This is a genomic window from Rhodanobacter geophilus (genome assembly GCF_040812275.1).
GTDB lineage: Bacteria > Pseudomonadota > Gammaproteobacteria > Xanthomonadales > Rhodanobacteraceae > Rhodanobacter_A > Rhodanobacter_A geophilus.
Genome location: NZ_JBFOHL010000007.1, coordinates 141,987 through 156,313, shown reverse-complemented (window position 1 = coordinate 156,313; position 14,327 = coordinate 141,987). Strand labels below are relative to the sequence as shown.

Genomic DNA, 14,327 nt, shown 5'->3' with positions numbered 1-14,327 from the left:
AAACATCTGCCCGGGGAGACACCATGAACAAGCCGCACCGCATCCTGCTTCCCACCACGCTGGCCGCTTCCGTGCTGCTGGCACTGGTCGCCATGCCTGCCGCCGCCCAGGACAACGCCACCAGCAACTCCACCACGCCCGCCAAGGCCAAGCAGCTGCAGACGGTGATCGTCACCGGCACCCGCTCCGCCAGCCGCACCGAAAGCAGCGCGCTGACGCCGATCGACGTGGTCTCCGCCCAGGTGCTGCAGCAGACCGGCACCACCGACCTGCCCACCGCGCTGGCGCGCATCATCCCCTCGCTGAACTTCCCGCGCCCCGCCGCCGCCGACACCGCGGACACCCAGCGCCCTGCGCAGCTGCGCGGCCTGTCGCCCGACCAGGTGCTGGTGCTGGTGAACGGCAAGCGCTGGCACCCCGGCGCGATCCTGCTCAACAACGGCGTGATCGGCCGCGGCTCGCAGCCGGTGGATCTCAACACCATCCCGCTCTCGGCGATCGACCACATCGAGGTGCTGCGCGACGGCGCCTCGGCACAGTACGGCTCCGATGCCATCGCCGGCGTGATCAACGTGATCCTGAAGAAAGGCGCCAAGGGCGGCGACGTGGAAGTGAGCGGCGGCCAGTACTCCGCGGGCGACGGCCGGCAGTGGCTGGGGTCGGCCAACTTCGGCATCCCGCTCGGCAACGACCAGGGCTGGATGCGCTTCACGCTGGAAAGCGGCAACGAGGACAACACCAACCGCGCCGGCCCGGACAACCGCTCGCCGGCCTGGCAGGCGCTGGGCGTGAACTTCCGCCAGGGCGATCCCTGGGTGCACAGCAACAACGTGCTGCTCAACGCGCAGTACGACATCACGCCGGACGTGCAGTTCTACGCGTTCGGCCACTACGGCCGCCGCAACAGCATCTCGCCGGCGTTCTTCCGCTACGGCCTGAATTCCCCCTCGCCGAAGAGCCCGCTGATGGCCTCGATGTATCCCGACGGCTTCCTGCCGCTGGAGAACGCCGACTCCTTCGACCAGTCGCTGGTCGCCGGCCTGCGCGGCACGGTGGACGGCTGGCGCTGGGACGTCTCGGCCAACGCCGGCGGCAACCGCGTCTCCTACGAGACGCAGGACAGCATGAACTTCGCCTACTTCAACGACTTCGGCACCTCGCCAGCGGTGTTCCAGGACGGCATCCTCAAGGCCAACCAGCAGTCGTTCGACATCGACATCGCCAAGGACTTCCGTCCCGGCTGGCTGCCGAATCCGCTGACCGTGGCGTTCGGCACCGAGTACCTGCGCCAGAGCTACCAGATCACCCCGGGCGACCTGGCCTCCTGGTACGTGGGCACCTCGGGCGTCTCCGGCGGCGCGCAGGGCTTCGCCGGCTGGCAGCCCGTCAACGCCGTGAACGCCGCGCGCCACGACGTGGCCGAGTACCTCGACTTCGAGACCAACCTCACCGACAAGCTCGGCGCCTCGCTGGCGGTGCGCCACGAGGACTACTCCGACTTCGGCAACACCACCTCGGGCTCGCTGTCGGCGCGCTACGACTTCACCGACAGCTTCGCCCTGCGCGGCAGCGCCTCCACCGGCTTCCGTGCACCGGCGCTGGGGCAGGAATACTTCTCGCAGGTCTCCTCGCTGTACTTCGCCAACGGCAACTCGGCCGGCCTGCCGGCCGGCATCTACAACAGCGGCCTGGTGCCGGTGGGCAGCCAGATCGCCACCCTGCTCGGCGCCGAGGCGCTGAAGCCGGAGAAGTCGCGCAACTACACCCTGGGCGCGGTATGGAACCCCACCGACACGCTGAACCTCAGCCTGGACGTCTACCAGATCTACATCGACAACCGCATCGCGTTGTCCGGCGCCATCTCCACCACCTCGCCGGCCGTGACCAGCTACCTGGCCGCCAACGGCATCACCAGCCTCAACTACAGCAGCGTCAACTACTTCACCAACGCGGGCGACACGCGCACGCGCGGCGTGGATTTCGTGGGCAGCTACCTGTCTGACTTCGGCGACGCCGGCACGCTGAGCAGCACGCTCACCGCCAACTACAACCAGAACAAGGTCACCAGCGTGAAGCCGAACCCGGCGGTGCTCGGCAACCTCGGCGTCAACTTCGTGCGCCTCAACCGCCAGGACATCGAGGGCTACCTGGCCAACTCCTCGCCGCGCAGCAAGCTGATCTGGAACGAGCTGTACACGGTGGGCAACTGGAGCGTGAACGGCACGCTGACCCGTTACGGCCGCTACACCAGCTACGTCAGCAGCCTGGCCAGCTACAACCCCGCGAAAGGCGTCGTCGACCAGACCTTCAGCCCCAAGTGGATCTTCGACCTGTCGGGCAGCTACCGCTGGCAGAGCTGGACCTTCACCCTGGGCGTGGACAACGCGCTGAACGTCCATCCCGACCGGAACATCGCGAACAACACCAACAACGGCACCCTGCCCTACTCCACGTTCTCGCCGTTCGGCTACAACGGCGCCTACGCCTACGGCAAGGTGCGCTACAGCTGGTGACGCGACAGCGCGCAGGGAATGCAACGAAGAACCCCGGCGATTCGCCGGGGTTCTTCGCTTCCGCCTGATCAAGCCGGCTGGAACACCAGATGGCCGCCGGCGGCATCCACCGCGATGACGTTGCCCGGCGCGTAGCGGCCTTCGAGGATTTCCTTCGCCAGCGGGTTCTCCAGCTGCTGCTGGATCGCGCGCTTCAGCGGCCGCGCGCCGTACACCGGGTCGAAACCCACGTTGCCGAGCAGGTCCAGCGCCTTCTCGCTGATCTCCAGCTTGAGCTGGCGCTCGGCGAGGCGCTTCTCCAGCGCGGTGAGCTGGATCAGCGCGATGCGGCGGATCTGCTTCTTCTCCAATGGGCGGAACACCACCAGCTCGTCGAGGCGGTTGATGAACTCGGGACGGAAGTGCGCCTGCACCACGCCCAGCACCGCGGCCTTCATCTGCAGGTAGTCCGCTTCCGAATCGCCCGCCTGTTCCTGGATCAGCTGCGAGCCGAGGTTGGAGGTCATCACGATCACCGTGTTGCGGAAGTCCACGGTGCGGCCCTGGCCGTCGGTGAGGCGGCCGTCGTCCAGCACCTGCAGCAGGATGTTGAACACGTCCGGATGGGCCTTCTCCACCTCGTCCAGCAGGATCACGCTGTACGGGCGGCGGCGCACCGCCTCGGTGAGGTAGCCGCCTTCCTCGTAGCCCACGTAGCCCGGGGGTGCGCCGATCAGGCGGCTCACGGCGTGCTTCTCCATGAACTCGCTCATGTCGATGCGCACCATCGCGTCCTGCGTGTCGAACAGGAACTCGGCCAGCGCCTTGCACAGCTCGGTCTTGCCCACGCCGGTGGGGCCGAGGAACAGGAAGGAGCCACTGGGCCGGTTCGGGTCGGACAAGCCCGCGCGCGCACGGCGCACCGCGTCGGACACCGCGCGCACGGCCTCGTCCTGGCCCACCACGCGCCTGTGCAGTTCGTCCTCCATGTGCAGCAGTTTCTCGCGCTCGCCTTCGAGCATCTTGCTGACCGGGATGCCGGTCCAGCGCGCCACCACCTCGGCGATTTCCTCGGCGGTGACCTTGTCCTGCACCAGGGTGAACTCCTGCTTCTCGGCCGCCTGCGCCGCGGCGAGCTGCTTCTCCAGTTCCGGCAGCCTGCCGTACTGGATCTCGCTCATCTTGGCGTAGTCCTGCCGGCGCTGCGCCGCGTCCAGCTCCAGCCGTGCCTGCTCGATCTGCTCCTTCACCTTGGTGGTGCCCTGCAGCGCGGCCTTCTCCGATTTCCACACCTCGTCGAGGTCGGAGAACTCGCGCTCCAGCTTGGCGATGTCGGTTTCCAGGTCGGCGAGGCGCTGTTTCGACTCGCTGTCCTTTTCCTTCTTCAGCATCTCGCGCTGGATCTTCAGCTGGATCAGCCGGCGCTCGAGGCGATCCAGCTCCTCCGGCTTGGAGTCGATCTCCATGCGGATGCGCGAGGCCGCCTCGTCCATCAGGTCGATGGCCTTGTCGGGCAGCTGGCGGTCGGGGATGTAGCGGTTGGACAGCGTGGCCGCGGCGACGATCGCCGGATCGGTGATCTCCACGCCGTGGTGCACCGCGTAGCGCTCCTTCAGGCCGCGCAGGATCGCGATGGTGTCCTCCACCGAGGGCTCGCCCACGAACACCTTCTGGAAGCGGCGCTCCAGCGCGGCGTCCTTCTCGATGTACTGGCGGTACTCGTCCAGCGTGGTGGCGCCGATGCAGTGCAGCTCGCCGCGCGCCAGCGCGGGCTTCAGCATGTTGCCGGCGTCCATCGCGCCCTCGGCCTTGCCGGCGCCGACCATGGTATGCAGCTCGTCGATGAACAGGATGATCTGGCCCTCGTTCTTGGCGAGGTCGCTGAGCACCGCCTTCAGGCGCTCCTCGAACTCGCCGCGGAACTTCGCGCCGGCGATCAGCGCGCCCATGTCCAGCGCCAGCACGCGGCGGTCGCGCAGGCCTTCCGGCACCTCGCCCTTGACGATGCGCTGGGCCAGGCCCTCGACGATCGCGGTCTTGCCCACGCCGGGCTCGCCGATCAGCACCGGGTTGTTCTTGGTGCGCCGCTGCAGCACCTGGATGGTGCGGCGGATCTCCTCGTCGCGGCCGATCACCGGATCGAGCTTGCCCGACTCGGCGCGCTCGGTGAGGTCGATGCAGTACTTCTGCAGCGCCTGGCGCTGGTCCTCGGCATTCTCGCTCTGCACCTTCTCGCCGCCGCGCACCTGCTCGATGGCGGTTTCGAGGTTCGCCCTGGTCGCACCCGCGGCCTTCAGCGCCGCGCCCAGCTCGCCCTTGTCCTCCAGCGCCGCCAGCACGAACAGTTCGCTGGCGATGAACTGGTCGCCGCGCTGCTGCGCCAGCTTGTCGGTGAGGTTGAGCAGGCGGTTGAGCTCATTGCCCACGTTGAGGTTGCCCTCCTGCCCGCTGACCCTGGGCAGGCGGTCGAGCAGCTCGTTCACGCGCTGGCGCAGCGCCGGCACGTTGACCCCCGCGTGCGTCAGCAGCGGCGCAGTCGAACCGCCCTGCTGGGCGAGCAGCGCCGCCATCACGTGCACGGGTTCGAGCATGTTGTTGTCGCGGCCCACGGCCAGCGACTGCGCGTCGGCCAGCGCCTGCTGGAAACGCGAGGTGAGTTTGTCCATACGCATCGGTGCCATCCCCGCAAATGGTTTGGCGGCCGCGCCGCCACTGGGCAGGGAGATGCGGACGGCGCCCGCTGATTCAAGCAGGAAGGGCGGCCAGCCGGCGTCAAGGCTTCAGCCGGCGGGCAGGCTGATCAGTTGCCCGCCAGCCAGATCAAGCTTGCGAAGCGCCCGCTCCGCGCGCCCTCGCGCCGATACGAGTAAAACCGCGTATCGGTGAAGGTGTCGAACCCGCCACCATGCACGCGCGCCACGCCGGCCGCCGCCAGGCGCTGCCGCGCCAGGCCCTCCAGATCGCAATGCCAGTGCCCCGGCCGCGTCGCCACGAAGCAGGCGGCCGCCACAGGCGAGCGCTCCACGAAGGCGGCGCGCACCTCCTCGCCCACCTCGTAGGAAGGTCCGCCGATGCACGGCCCCAGCCATGCCAGCAGGCGCGACGGCGCGATCTGCATCTGCTCGATGGTGGCCTCCAGCACGCCGGCGGCAAGGCCGCGCCAGCCTGCATGCGCGGCGGCTATGGCGCTGCCATCGTCGGCGCAGAACAGCACCGGCAGGCAGTCGGCGGTGAGGATGGCCAGCGCGGTGCCGGGGATGCGCGATACCGCGGCGTCGGCCTGCGGCTCGGCGGCGCCGGGCAGCGGGCCCAGCTCGGCGACGGTGGTGCCGTGCACCTGGTGCAACCAGCGCGGAGCGCTGGACAGGTTCAGCGCCTGCTGCAGCACGCTGCGGTTGCTGCCCACCACCTCGGCGGATTCGCCGCTGCGCAGGCCGAGATTGAAGCGGCCGAACGGCGGCGCCGAGACGCCGGGGCCTTCGCTGGTGCTCGCCGCCGCGTGCACGCGCACCGGCGCCGGCCAGTCGGGAAAGATCCAGGAATCGGTCATGCCCTTCGACGCGATGAGGGACGGGGAAGCGCCTAGCTTCGCATACCTGCGCGCTTCATGGCTCGGAAGCAGCCCACCCCGATTCTCCCTGCGCGCAGGAGGACGACGCGCGATGCTCAATCGTCGTCGTGGCCGCGGGCGACGAGGTCGTCACGCAGGGCTGCGATCAATGCGGTCATGTCGGCGGGGCGTGCGGCGGCGAAGGACAGCGGCTCACCCGTGACCGGGTGCTCGAACGCCAGCCGCTCGGCATGCAGCGCCTGGCGGCGGAAGCCGCGCAACGCGGCGACCAGTTCCGGCGTGGCGCGCTTCGGCAGCTTCAGGCCGCCGCCGTACAGCGGATCGCCCACCAGCGGATGGCCGGCATGGGTGAGGTGCACGCGGATCTGGTGGGTACGGCCGGTCTCCAGGTTGCACTGGATCAGGCTGTGCGCGCGGAAGCGCTCGCGCAGGCGGTAATGGGTGACGGCGCGCTTGCCGCTTTCCTCGTCGCGCACGGCCTGGCGCAGGCGGTCGCCCATGCTGCGGCCGATCGGCGCGTCCACCGTGCCGCCGGAAACCAGGCTGCCCAGCACCACGGCCTCGTACTGGCGCTCGACGTCGTGGCGCGACAGCAGCTCCACCAGCGCGGTCATCGCGGGCAGGGTCTTCGCCACCACCATCAGGCCGGAGGTGTCCTTGTCCAGCCGGTGCACGATGCCGGCGCGCGGCAGCTCGGCCAGCTTCGCGTCGTGGTGCAACAGCGCGTTGAGCAGGGTGCCGGAGGGATTGCCCGCGCCAGGATGCACCACCAGGCCGGCCGGCTTGTCCAGCACCAGCAGGTGTTCGTCCTCGTGCACGACGGCAAGCGCGATGGCCTCCGGCGCGCTGGCCACCTCGGCCTCCAGCTCGGCCTCCAGGCGCACCAGCTCGCCGCCGCGCAGCAGCTGGCGGGGCGCCGCCGTGGCGCCGTCCAGCGTGGCCGCGCCGGACTTGATCCATGCGGAAAGACGCGAACGCGAGTAGTCGGGGAACAACTCGGCCAGCGCCTGGTCGAACCTGCGTCCGGCCGCGGACAGCGGCACCCGGGCCTCGTGGCGTATCACGGTCATGCGCCGGCCCCCGCCGGACGGGGGGCGGCATGCCGCGGAGCGGCACCGGTTTGGGCTATCATGCCTTTTCGATCAAACATCTGAATCCCTAATTCATGCGTCCAACAATCGACTCGCTCAAGCTGCCGATGACCACCCGGTTCTGCCTCAGGACGCTCGCCGTGCTCGCGCTGGCGCTGGCGATGAGCGCATGCTCGCTGTTCCACCACAAGCGCGACAACATCGATACCATGCCAGTGGGCGCCTTGTACAACAACGCGCACACCTCGCTGGAAAACGCCGACTACTCCGCGGCCATCAAGGCCTACCAGCGCCTGATCGCCCGCTTCCCGTCCGGCGACTACAACGAGCAGGCCCAGCTGGAGCTGGCCTACGCGCAGTACAAGGACAGCCAGTCGGATGACGCGTACTCGACGATCAACCGCTTCATCAAGACCTATCCGGCCAACAAGCATGTGGATTATGCCTATTACCTGCGCGGCCTGATCAATTTCGACCGTACCACCGGCTTCGTGGACCGCATCTCGCACGACAAGGAGGCGCAGTCGCGCCGCGACCAGGCCTACAACCTGCAGGCCTTCGACGACTTCGCCGAGCTGTCGCGCCGCTTCCCGAACAGCGCCTACGCGGCCGACGCGCGCCAGCGCATGATCTACCTGCGCAACGTGCTGGCCCAGTACGAGATCAACGTGGCCGAGTTCTACCTGCACAACCGCATCTACGTCGGTGCCGCGGACCGCGCGCAGTACGTGATCGAGCACTACCAGCAGGCACCGCAGACCGGCGACGCGCTGGCCATCCTCACCCGCAGCTACCTCGCGCTGAAGCAGGACAAGCTGGCCGCGCAGTCCCGCCAGGTGCTGGCGCTCAACTACCCGGACCATCCTTACCTGAAGGATCCGAAGTGGCCGCACGAGATGTCCATCTGGCACAAGATGATTCCGTTCACCAGGCACCACTGAGACGGTCGACCAGGCACAAAAACCGGCGAGTGATCGCCGGTTTTTTTGTGCGCGGTTTTCGCAGGCCTGGCGCGCCCCGCCCCTTCCTCGCTCCTCCGCGCGGAGAGAGCACGGGGATGCGCCCGGCTCCGGGGAGCCAAGCAAAGCAGGGCCAGCCATGGCGCTCGTCTCCGCGTCCGCAAGCGGAAGAGTGGGCAATCGTGCCGTGCGTGCCGCGGATCAGCGCCAGCCGGAAGTGATGGGGTAGCGCCGCTCGCGGCCGAACGCGCGGGTGGTGACGCGCGGACCCGGGGCGGACTGGCGGCGCTTGAACTCGTTGGCCAGCACCAGCCGCACCACGCGGTGCACCATGTCCGCGGCGAAACCGGCCGCGATGATCTCGGCCTGCGACTGCTCGCCCTCGATGAAGCGCGCAAGGATCGCATCCAGCACCTCGTAGGGCGGCAGCGAATCCTGGTCGGTCTGGTTGTCGCGCAGCTCGGCCGAGGGCGGGCGCTCGATCACGGCCACCGGGATCGCCTCCTCGCCGCCGGCCTGCGCGTTGCGCCAGCGCGCGAGGCGGTACACCGCGGTCTTGTAGACGTCCTTGAGCGGCGCATAGGCGCCGCACATGTCGCCGTACAGCGTGCAGTAGCCCACCGCCATCTCGCTCTTGTTGCCGGTGGCGAGCAGCAGGCGGCCGTGCTTGTTGGACAGCGCCATCAGCGTCACGCCGCGCGTGCGCGATTGCAGGTTTTCCTCGGCGGTGTCGGCGCTCTTGCCCCCGAAGGCGGGAGCCAGCGCGGCGAGGAAGGCCTCCGTCATCGGTTCGATGCCGATGATGTGGTAGTCCACGCCCAGCCGTTCGGCCTGCGCGCGCGCGCCGTCCAGCGACAGCTGCGAGGTGTAGCGCGTGGGCATCATCACGGCGGTGACGCGGTCCGCGCCCAGCGCATCCACCGCCAGCGCCAGGGTCAGCGCGGAGTCGATGCCGCCGGACAGGCCCAGCAGCACGCCGGGGAAGCCGTTCTTGTCGATGTAGTCGCGGATGCCGCGCACCAGCGCGGCATACAGCACGGCCTCGCTGCACGCATCGCCCGCCACCGGCCAGCGCTCGGCACGCAACGTGCGCGTGGCCGGGTCGAACTCGGTCCACAGCAGCGCGTCGACGAAGGCCGGCGCGCGGGCGGCGATCGAACCGTCGCCGTTCACCAGCAGCGAGCCGCCGTCGTAGACCACCTCGTCCTGGCCACCGACCAGGTTGAGGTAGGCGAAGGCGCAACCGGTTTCCCGCGCGCGCGCGACCAGCACCGCCTCGCGCTCGGCCTGCTTGGCGTCGTCCCAGGGCGAAGCATTGATCACCACCACCAGCTCGGCGCCGGCGCACGCCACGGCGGCGGCCGGCTCGGGTCGCCACACGTCCTCGCAGATCAGCAGGCCGACGCGCACGCCGGCCAGCGTGGTCACCGCGCTGGCGTGGCCGGGGCGGAAATAGCGCTTGTCGTCGAACACGCCGTAGTTCGGCAGCGCCTGCTTGTGCGCGATCTGCGCGATGCGGCCGTCGCGCAGCAGCGCGGCGGCGTTGAACACCTCGCCCTCGCTGTGCGGAAAGCCCACCAGCACCGCCAGGCCGTTCGTCCCGGCCGCCAGCGCCTCCAGCTCCTGCTGGCAGGCTGCAAGAAAACTGGGGCGCAGCAGCAGGTCTTCCGGCGGGTAGCCGGAGAGGGTCAGCTCGGGGAACACCACCAGGTCGGCGCCACCGCTGCGGGCCTGCGCCATCAGGTCGCCCGCCTTCGCGGCATTCGCCGCGACCGCACCGACCGGGAAATCGTGCTGGGCCAGCGCCAGTCTCAGGACAGCCATGGATCAAGCTCTTCGGGGGATGGGATCGGGGACGGAATGGTAGTGCATCGCCATCCGGACAAGAGGCCGCGATATCCCGAGCCTCCCGTCGCCCCGCCACCGCGACGCCGCCGGCCTCAGGTCAAAGGCTGCAGCAGCAGCATGGCCAGTCCCCACATCAGCCCCGCCACGAGCACGTCGAACACGCGCCAGGCGGCCGGGCTGCGGAACACCGGCAGCAGCAGCCGCGCGCCGTAGCCGAGCGCCGTGAACCACAGCACGCTGGCGGTGCCGGCACCGGCGGCGAACGACCACCGGCCGCCGCCGTCGTAATGGGTGGACAGGCTGCCGAGCAGCACCACGGTGTCCAGGTACACGTGCGGGTTGAGCAGGGTGAAGCCCAGGCAGGCCAGCACCGTGCGCCCACGCCCGGCCGCCGCCGCGTCGGCGGGCCGCAGGCCGCTCTCGCCGCGCCAGGCGCGCCGCGCGGCCAGCAGGCCATACGCGGCGAGAAAGGCGGCGCCCACGAAGCGCAGCACCTGCAGCAACCCGGGCTGCTGCTTCACCGCAAGCCCCATGCCGGCCACGCCCAGCGCGATCAGCACGACGTCGGCCAGCACGCAGACCAGCACCACCGCGCCGACATGCAGGCGCTGCAACCCCTGGCGCAGGACGAAGGCGTTCTGCGCGCCGATGGCGACGATCAGGCCGGCGCCGGTACCGAGTCCGGCGAAATAGGCGGATGGCAGCATGCAGGGACCTCGCGGAGGGAGGCCCACTTTCGAATGGACGTCCGCAACAGTAAAACTATATTTCCTTAAGCCGGTTCAATTTTCCTGAACCCCGGAGCCCGTCCCGTGCGCTTGCTCAATCCCCAACTGGCCGCCTTCCTCGCCGTGCTGGACGAAGGCAGCTTCGACGGCGCCGCCCGGCGGCTCGCGCTGACGCCCTCCGCCGTCTCGCAGCGCATCAAGGCGCTGGAGGACCGCCTGGGCCAGGTGCTGGTGCTGCGCCAGTCACCCAGCCGGGCCACCCCGGCAGGGGAACGGCTGCTGCGCGGCGTGCAGCAGATGCACCTGCTGGAGTCCGAGATCCTGGGCGACTTCGCCGTCGAGACCGCCCATGCCGCGCCGGTCACGGTGTCCATCGCCGTGAACGCGGATTCGCTCGCCACCTGGGTGCTCGGCGCCCTGGTCGAACCGCACCAGCGCGACGGGCTGCTGTTCGACGTGCGGGTGGAGGACCAGGACCATTCCGCCGGCCTGCTGCGCGACGGCTCGGTGCTCGGCGCGATCACCGCCGACGCCCGCCCCGTGCAGGGCTGCACGGTGAAGAAGCTGGGGGTGATGCGCTACCTGCCGATCGCCTCGCCGGGCTTCGTCGCCCGGCATTTCCCGCGAGGCCCCGACGCCGCCTCGCTGGGCGCGGCACCCATGCTGGTGTTCAACCGCAAGGACGCCCTGCAATGGCGCTTCGTGCGTAGCGTGACCCACGCGCGGCTGGCCCCGCCCATGCATTACCTGCCTTCTTCCACCGCCTTCGTGGAAGCCGCGGCGTTGGGCCTGGGCTGGGCGATGGCGCCGGAGGCCATGCTGGAACAGCCCTTCGCCCAGGGCGTGCTGCAGCCGATCGCCCCCGGACGCTGGCTGGACGTGCCGCTGTACTGGCAGCACTGGTCGATCCGTTCGGCCGCGCTAGGCAAGGTCACCGACGCCCTGCTGCGCGCGGCGCGGCAGGGCCTGCGCGGCACGCGCGCTTCTCCGTAGACGCAGGAACCAAAAAGAAGGGCCGCACGACGGCGGCCCTTCTCGCATCGACCGGGCGGACCCGATTACTTCTTCATCAGCCTGGCGAGCGTCTTGCCGAGGTCGGCCGGCGACTTCACCGTGGTGACGCCGGCCTTCTCCAGCGCGGCGAACTTCGCCGCCGCCGTGCCCTTGCCGCCGGAGATGATCGCGCCGGCATGGCCCATGCGCTTGCCGGCCGGGGCCGAGGCGCCGGCGATGAACGACACCACCGGCTTCTTGACGTACTCGCCGATGAACTCGGCGGCATCTTCCTCGGCGCTGCCGCCGATCTCGCCGACCATGATGATGCCCTCGGTCTGCGGGTCGTCCTGGAACAGCTTGAGGCAGTCGATGAAGCTGAGGCCGTTGATCGGGTCGCCGCCGATGCCGATGCAGGTGGACTGGCCCAGGCCCTCGTTGGTGGTCTGGAACACGGCTTCATAGGTCAGCGTGCCCGAACGCGACACGATGCCGACCTTGCCCGGCTGGTGGATGTGGCCCGGCATGATGCCGATCTTGCACTCGCCCGGGGTGATCACGCCGGGGCAGTTCGGCCCGATCAGCACGGTCTCCGGATGCTGCTGCAGCACGTTCTTCACGCGCAGCATGTCCAGCACCGGGATGCCCTCGGTGATCGCCACGATCACGCGGATGCCGGCGTCGACGGCTTCCAGGATGGAGTCGGCCGCGAACGGCGGCGGCACGAAGATCACCGACGCGTCGGCGCCGGTCTCATCGACCGCCTCGGACACGCTGTTGAAGACCGGCAGGCCGATGTGCTCGCTGCCGCCCTTGCCGGGGGTGACGCCGCCGACGACCTGGGTGCCGTAGTCCAGCGCCTGCTGCGCATGGAAGGTGCCCTGCTGGCCGGTGAAGCCCTGCACGATCACCTTGGTGTTCTTGTTGATCAAAACGCTCATGGATCAATCCTCGAAATGCTTGCCCGTAGGAGCGGCCTGGGTAGGAGCGCCTTCAGCCGCGATGGCTGCAGGATCGCGGCTGAAGCCGCTCCTACAACCACCCCGCGCCGCGCCCACAGGTGATTATTTGGCGGCGGCCACGGCTTTCTGCGCCGCGTCGTTGAGATCGTCGGCCGGCGTGATCGCCAGGCCGGAATTGGCCAGCAGCGCGCGGCCCTGCTCCACGTTGGTGCCCTGCAGGCGCACCACTACCGGGATCTTCAGGCCCACTTCCTTCACCGCGGCGATGATGCCCTCGGCGATCAGGTCGCAGCGGACGATGCCGCCGAAGATGTTGACCAGGATGGCCTTCACCTTGTCGGAGGAGAGGATCAGCTTGAACGCCTCGGTGACGCGCTCCTTGGTGGCGCCGCCGCCCACGTCGAGGAAGTTGGCCGGCTCGCCGCCCGCCAGCTTGATCACGTCCATGGTGGCCATCGCCAGGCCCGCGCCGTTGACCATGCAGCCGATGCTGCCGTCCATCGTCACGTAGTTGAGGTTGTTCTGCACCGCGGCGGCCTCGGCGGCGTCTTCCTGGGTGAGGTCGCGCATCGCGGCGAGGTCGGCGTGGCGGAACTCGGCGTTGTCGTCGGAGTTCACCTTGCCGTCCAGCGCGGCGAGGCTGCCGTCGGCGAGGATCGCCAGCGGGTTCAGCTCGACCAGCGAGAGGTCCTTCTCGTTGAACAGCTTGTACAGGCCCAGCATGATCCTGGTCAGCTGGTTGACCTGCTTGGGATTCAGGTCCATCGCGAAGCCGAGGTTGCGGCACTGGTAGGGCTGCAGGCCCTCGACGAAGTCCACCACCACGGTGTGGATGTCCTCGGGGGTGTCCTTGGCCACCTGCTCGATGTCCACGCCGCCGTGCTTGGAGGCGATGAAGGAGACGGCCTTGGAATCGCGGTCCACCAGCACCGACAGGTACAGCTCCTTGGCGATGTCGGTGGCGTCGGTGACCAGCACCAGGTTCACCGGCAGCGCGCGGCCGGCCGACTGGTAGGTCTCCATCTTGGTGCCCAGCATGCCCTTGGCGGCGGCGTGCACGTCATCGAGGCTCTTGCAGAATTTGACGCCGCCAGCCTTGCCGCGGCCGCCGGCGTGGATCTGCGCCTTGACCATCCATTGGGAACCACCCAGCGCCTTGGCGGCGTCGACGGCGGCGTCGGGAGAGTTGGCGACCTTGCCCGGCGGTACGGTGATGCCGTACTGCGCGAACAGTTCTTTGGCCTGGTATTCGTGGAAATTCATTCGATAGCCTCGAGCGAACGGGAAAACGGCCTCGCGCGGAGAGGGACGCGGCGCGGGCTTGCGGGGAGTCGGACGGTGCGAGTACATCGCCGGCATGCGGTGCGCACCGCCTGCCCGTCAGGGCAAAACCGCGCAACACGGCCGCTTATTTTCGCGGAAGCGGCCTCCGATGGAAAGGGGCGGCCGCGGAACCGGCTCCGGGCATGGCTTTCCGCCCGCCCGCGGGAGCCGCGCCGCCCTGGCCGTCCGCTGGCGGCATGGCATCGCGGGATCCGCCCGCCCCGCCAGCGAGGCCGACTGGACGGCTCGAAGTTTCCGAGTAGGCAACCCTATACTTCCCCGGCATCGCCCCGGAGTGCCGTCCATCGTGTCCAGCCCCGTCCTGCCGCAGCTCAACGTCCAACGAGCCGTTCCGGCGGC

The 14,327-nt window shown here is 69.1% G+C and carries 10 protein-coding genes; 3 read left to right on the top strand and 7 right to left on the bottom strand.

Going from position 1 to position 14,327, the window contains the following annotated elements; genetic code table 11:
- Positions 1-23 precede the first annotated feature (23 nt).
- A complete protein-coding gene (locus tag ABQJ56_RS09390; protein WP_367844748.1) occupies positions 24-2,513 on the top strand; it encodes a TonB-dependent receptor plug domain-containing protein in 2,490 nt (829 codons plus the stop codon).
- A 68-nt stretch (positions 2,514-2,581) separates the two neighbouring features.
- On the opposite strand, the gene clpB is transcribed toward ABQJ56_RS09390, so the two are convergent.
- From clpB to rluD, 3 genes are all read right to left on the bottom strand, one after another.
- Positions 2,582-5,164: an ATP-dependent chaperone ClpB gene (gene clpB, locus ABQJ56_RS09385; protein ID WP_367844747.1), complete on the bottom strand. Its 2,583-nt coding sequence runs from the start codon at positions 5,162-5,164 to the stop codon at positions 2,582-2,584.
- A 128-nt stretch (positions 5,165-5,292) separates the two neighbouring features.
- Complete coding sequence (gene pgeF, locus ABQJ56_RS09380; protein ID WP_367844746.1) at positions 5,293-6,042, bottom strand: peptidoglycan editing factor PgeF; 750 nt, start codon at positions 6,040-6,042, stop codon at positions 5,293-5,295.
- Between the two features lie 116 nt (positions 6,043-6,158).
- Complete coding sequence (rluD, locus tag ABQJ56_RS09375) at positions 6,159-7,133, bottom strand: 23S rRNA pseudouridine(1911/1915/1917) synthase RluD (RefSeq protein WP_367844745.1); 975 nt, start codon at positions 7,131-7,133, stop codon at positions 6,159-6,161.
- Between the two features lie 95 nt (positions 7,134-7,228).
- Between rluD and ABQJ56_RS09370 the strand changes: the two genes are divergently transcribed.
- Positions 7,229-8,095: an outer membrane protein assembly factor BamD gene (locus ABQJ56_RS09370; protein ID WP_367844744.1), complete on the top strand. Its 867-nt coding sequence runs from the start codon at positions 7,229-7,231 to the stop codon at positions 8,093-8,095.
- A 219-nt stretch (positions 8,096-8,314) separates the two neighbouring features.
- Here the strand turns inward: ABQJ56_RS09370 and ABQJ56_RS09365 are convergent, their stop codons facing one another.
- Both ABQJ56_RS09365 and ABQJ56_RS09360 read right to left on the bottom strand, forming a co-directional pair.
- The gene (locus ABQJ56_RS09365; protein WP_367844743.1) at positions 8,315-9,937 is read right to left on the bottom strand and encodes an NAD+ synthase; all 1,623 of its coding nucleotides are present in this window, start codon (positions 9,935-9,937) and stop codon (positions 8,315-8,317) included.
- 116 nt (positions 9,938-10,053) lie between these two features.
- Entirely contained in the window at positions 10,054-10,668 is a 615-nt protein-coding gene (locus ABQJ56_RS09360; protein ID WP_367844742.1) for a LysE/ArgO family amino acid transporter, read from the bottom strand.
- 105 nt (positions 10,669-10,773) lie between these two features.
- On the opposite strand from ABQJ56_RS09360, the gene ABQJ56_RS09355 reads away from it, so the two are divergent.
- Complete coding sequence (locus tag ABQJ56_RS09355; protein WP_367844741.1) at positions 10,774-11,682, top strand: LysR family transcriptional regulator ArgP; 909 nt, start codon at positions 10,774-10,776, stop codon at positions 11,680-11,682.
- 65 nt (positions 11,683-11,747) lie between these two features.
- Here the strand turns inward: ABQJ56_RS09355 and sucD are convergent, their stop codons facing one another.
- Positions 11,748-12,623: a succinate--CoA ligase subunit alpha gene (gene sucD / locus ABQJ56_RS09350; protein WP_367844740.1), complete on the bottom strand. Its 876-nt coding sequence runs from the start codon at positions 12,621-12,623 to the stop codon at positions 11,748-11,750.
- 123 nt (positions 12,624-12,746) lie between these two features.
- Positions 12,747-13,907: an ADP-forming succinate--CoA ligase subunit beta gene (sucC, locus tag ABQJ56_RS09345; RefSeq protein ID WP_367844739.1), complete on the bottom strand. Its 1,161-nt coding sequence runs from the start codon at positions 13,905-13,907 to the stop codon at positions 12,747-12,749.
- Between the last annotated feature and the right edge of the window lie 420 nt (positions 13,908-14,327).

Bases quoted from the DNA above. Each gene is read 5' to 3' on its own strand.
- ABQJ56_RS09360 (WP_367844742.1), bottom strand. From the start codon at position 10,668: ATGCTGCCATCCGCCTATTTCGCCGGACTCGGTACCGGCGCCGGCCTG.
- rluD (WP_367844745.1), bottom strand. From the start codon at position 7,133: ATGACCGTGATACGCCACGAGGCCCGGGTGCCGCTGTCCGCGGCCGGA.
- ABQJ56_RS09370 (WP_367844744.1), top strand. From the start codon at position 7,229: ATGCGTCCAACAATCGACTCGCTCAAGCTGCCGATGACCACCCGGTTC.
- pgeF (WP_367844746.1), bottom strand. From the start codon at position 6,042: ATGACCGATTCCTGGATCTTTCCCGACTGGCCGGCGCCGGTGCGCGTG.
- sucD (WP_367844740.1), bottom strand. From the start codon at position 12,623: ATGAGCGTTTTGATCAACAAGAACACCAAGGTGATCGTGCAGGGCTTC.
- sucC (WP_367844739.1), bottom strand. From the start codon at position 13,907: ATGAATTTCCACGAATACCAGGCCAAAGAACTGTTCGCGCAGTACGGC.
- ABQJ56_RS09390 (WP_367844748.1), top strand. From the start codon at position 24: ATGAACAAGCCGCACCGCATCCTGCTTCCCACCACGCTGGCCGCTTCC.
- clpB (WP_367844747.1), bottom strand. From the start codon at position 5,164: ATGCGTATGGACAAACTCACCTCGCGTTTCCAGCAGGCGCTGGCCGAC.
- ABQJ56_RS09365 (WP_367844743.1), bottom strand. From the start codon at position 9,937: ATGGCTGTCCTGAGACTGGCGCTGGCCCAGCACGATTTCCCGGTCGGT.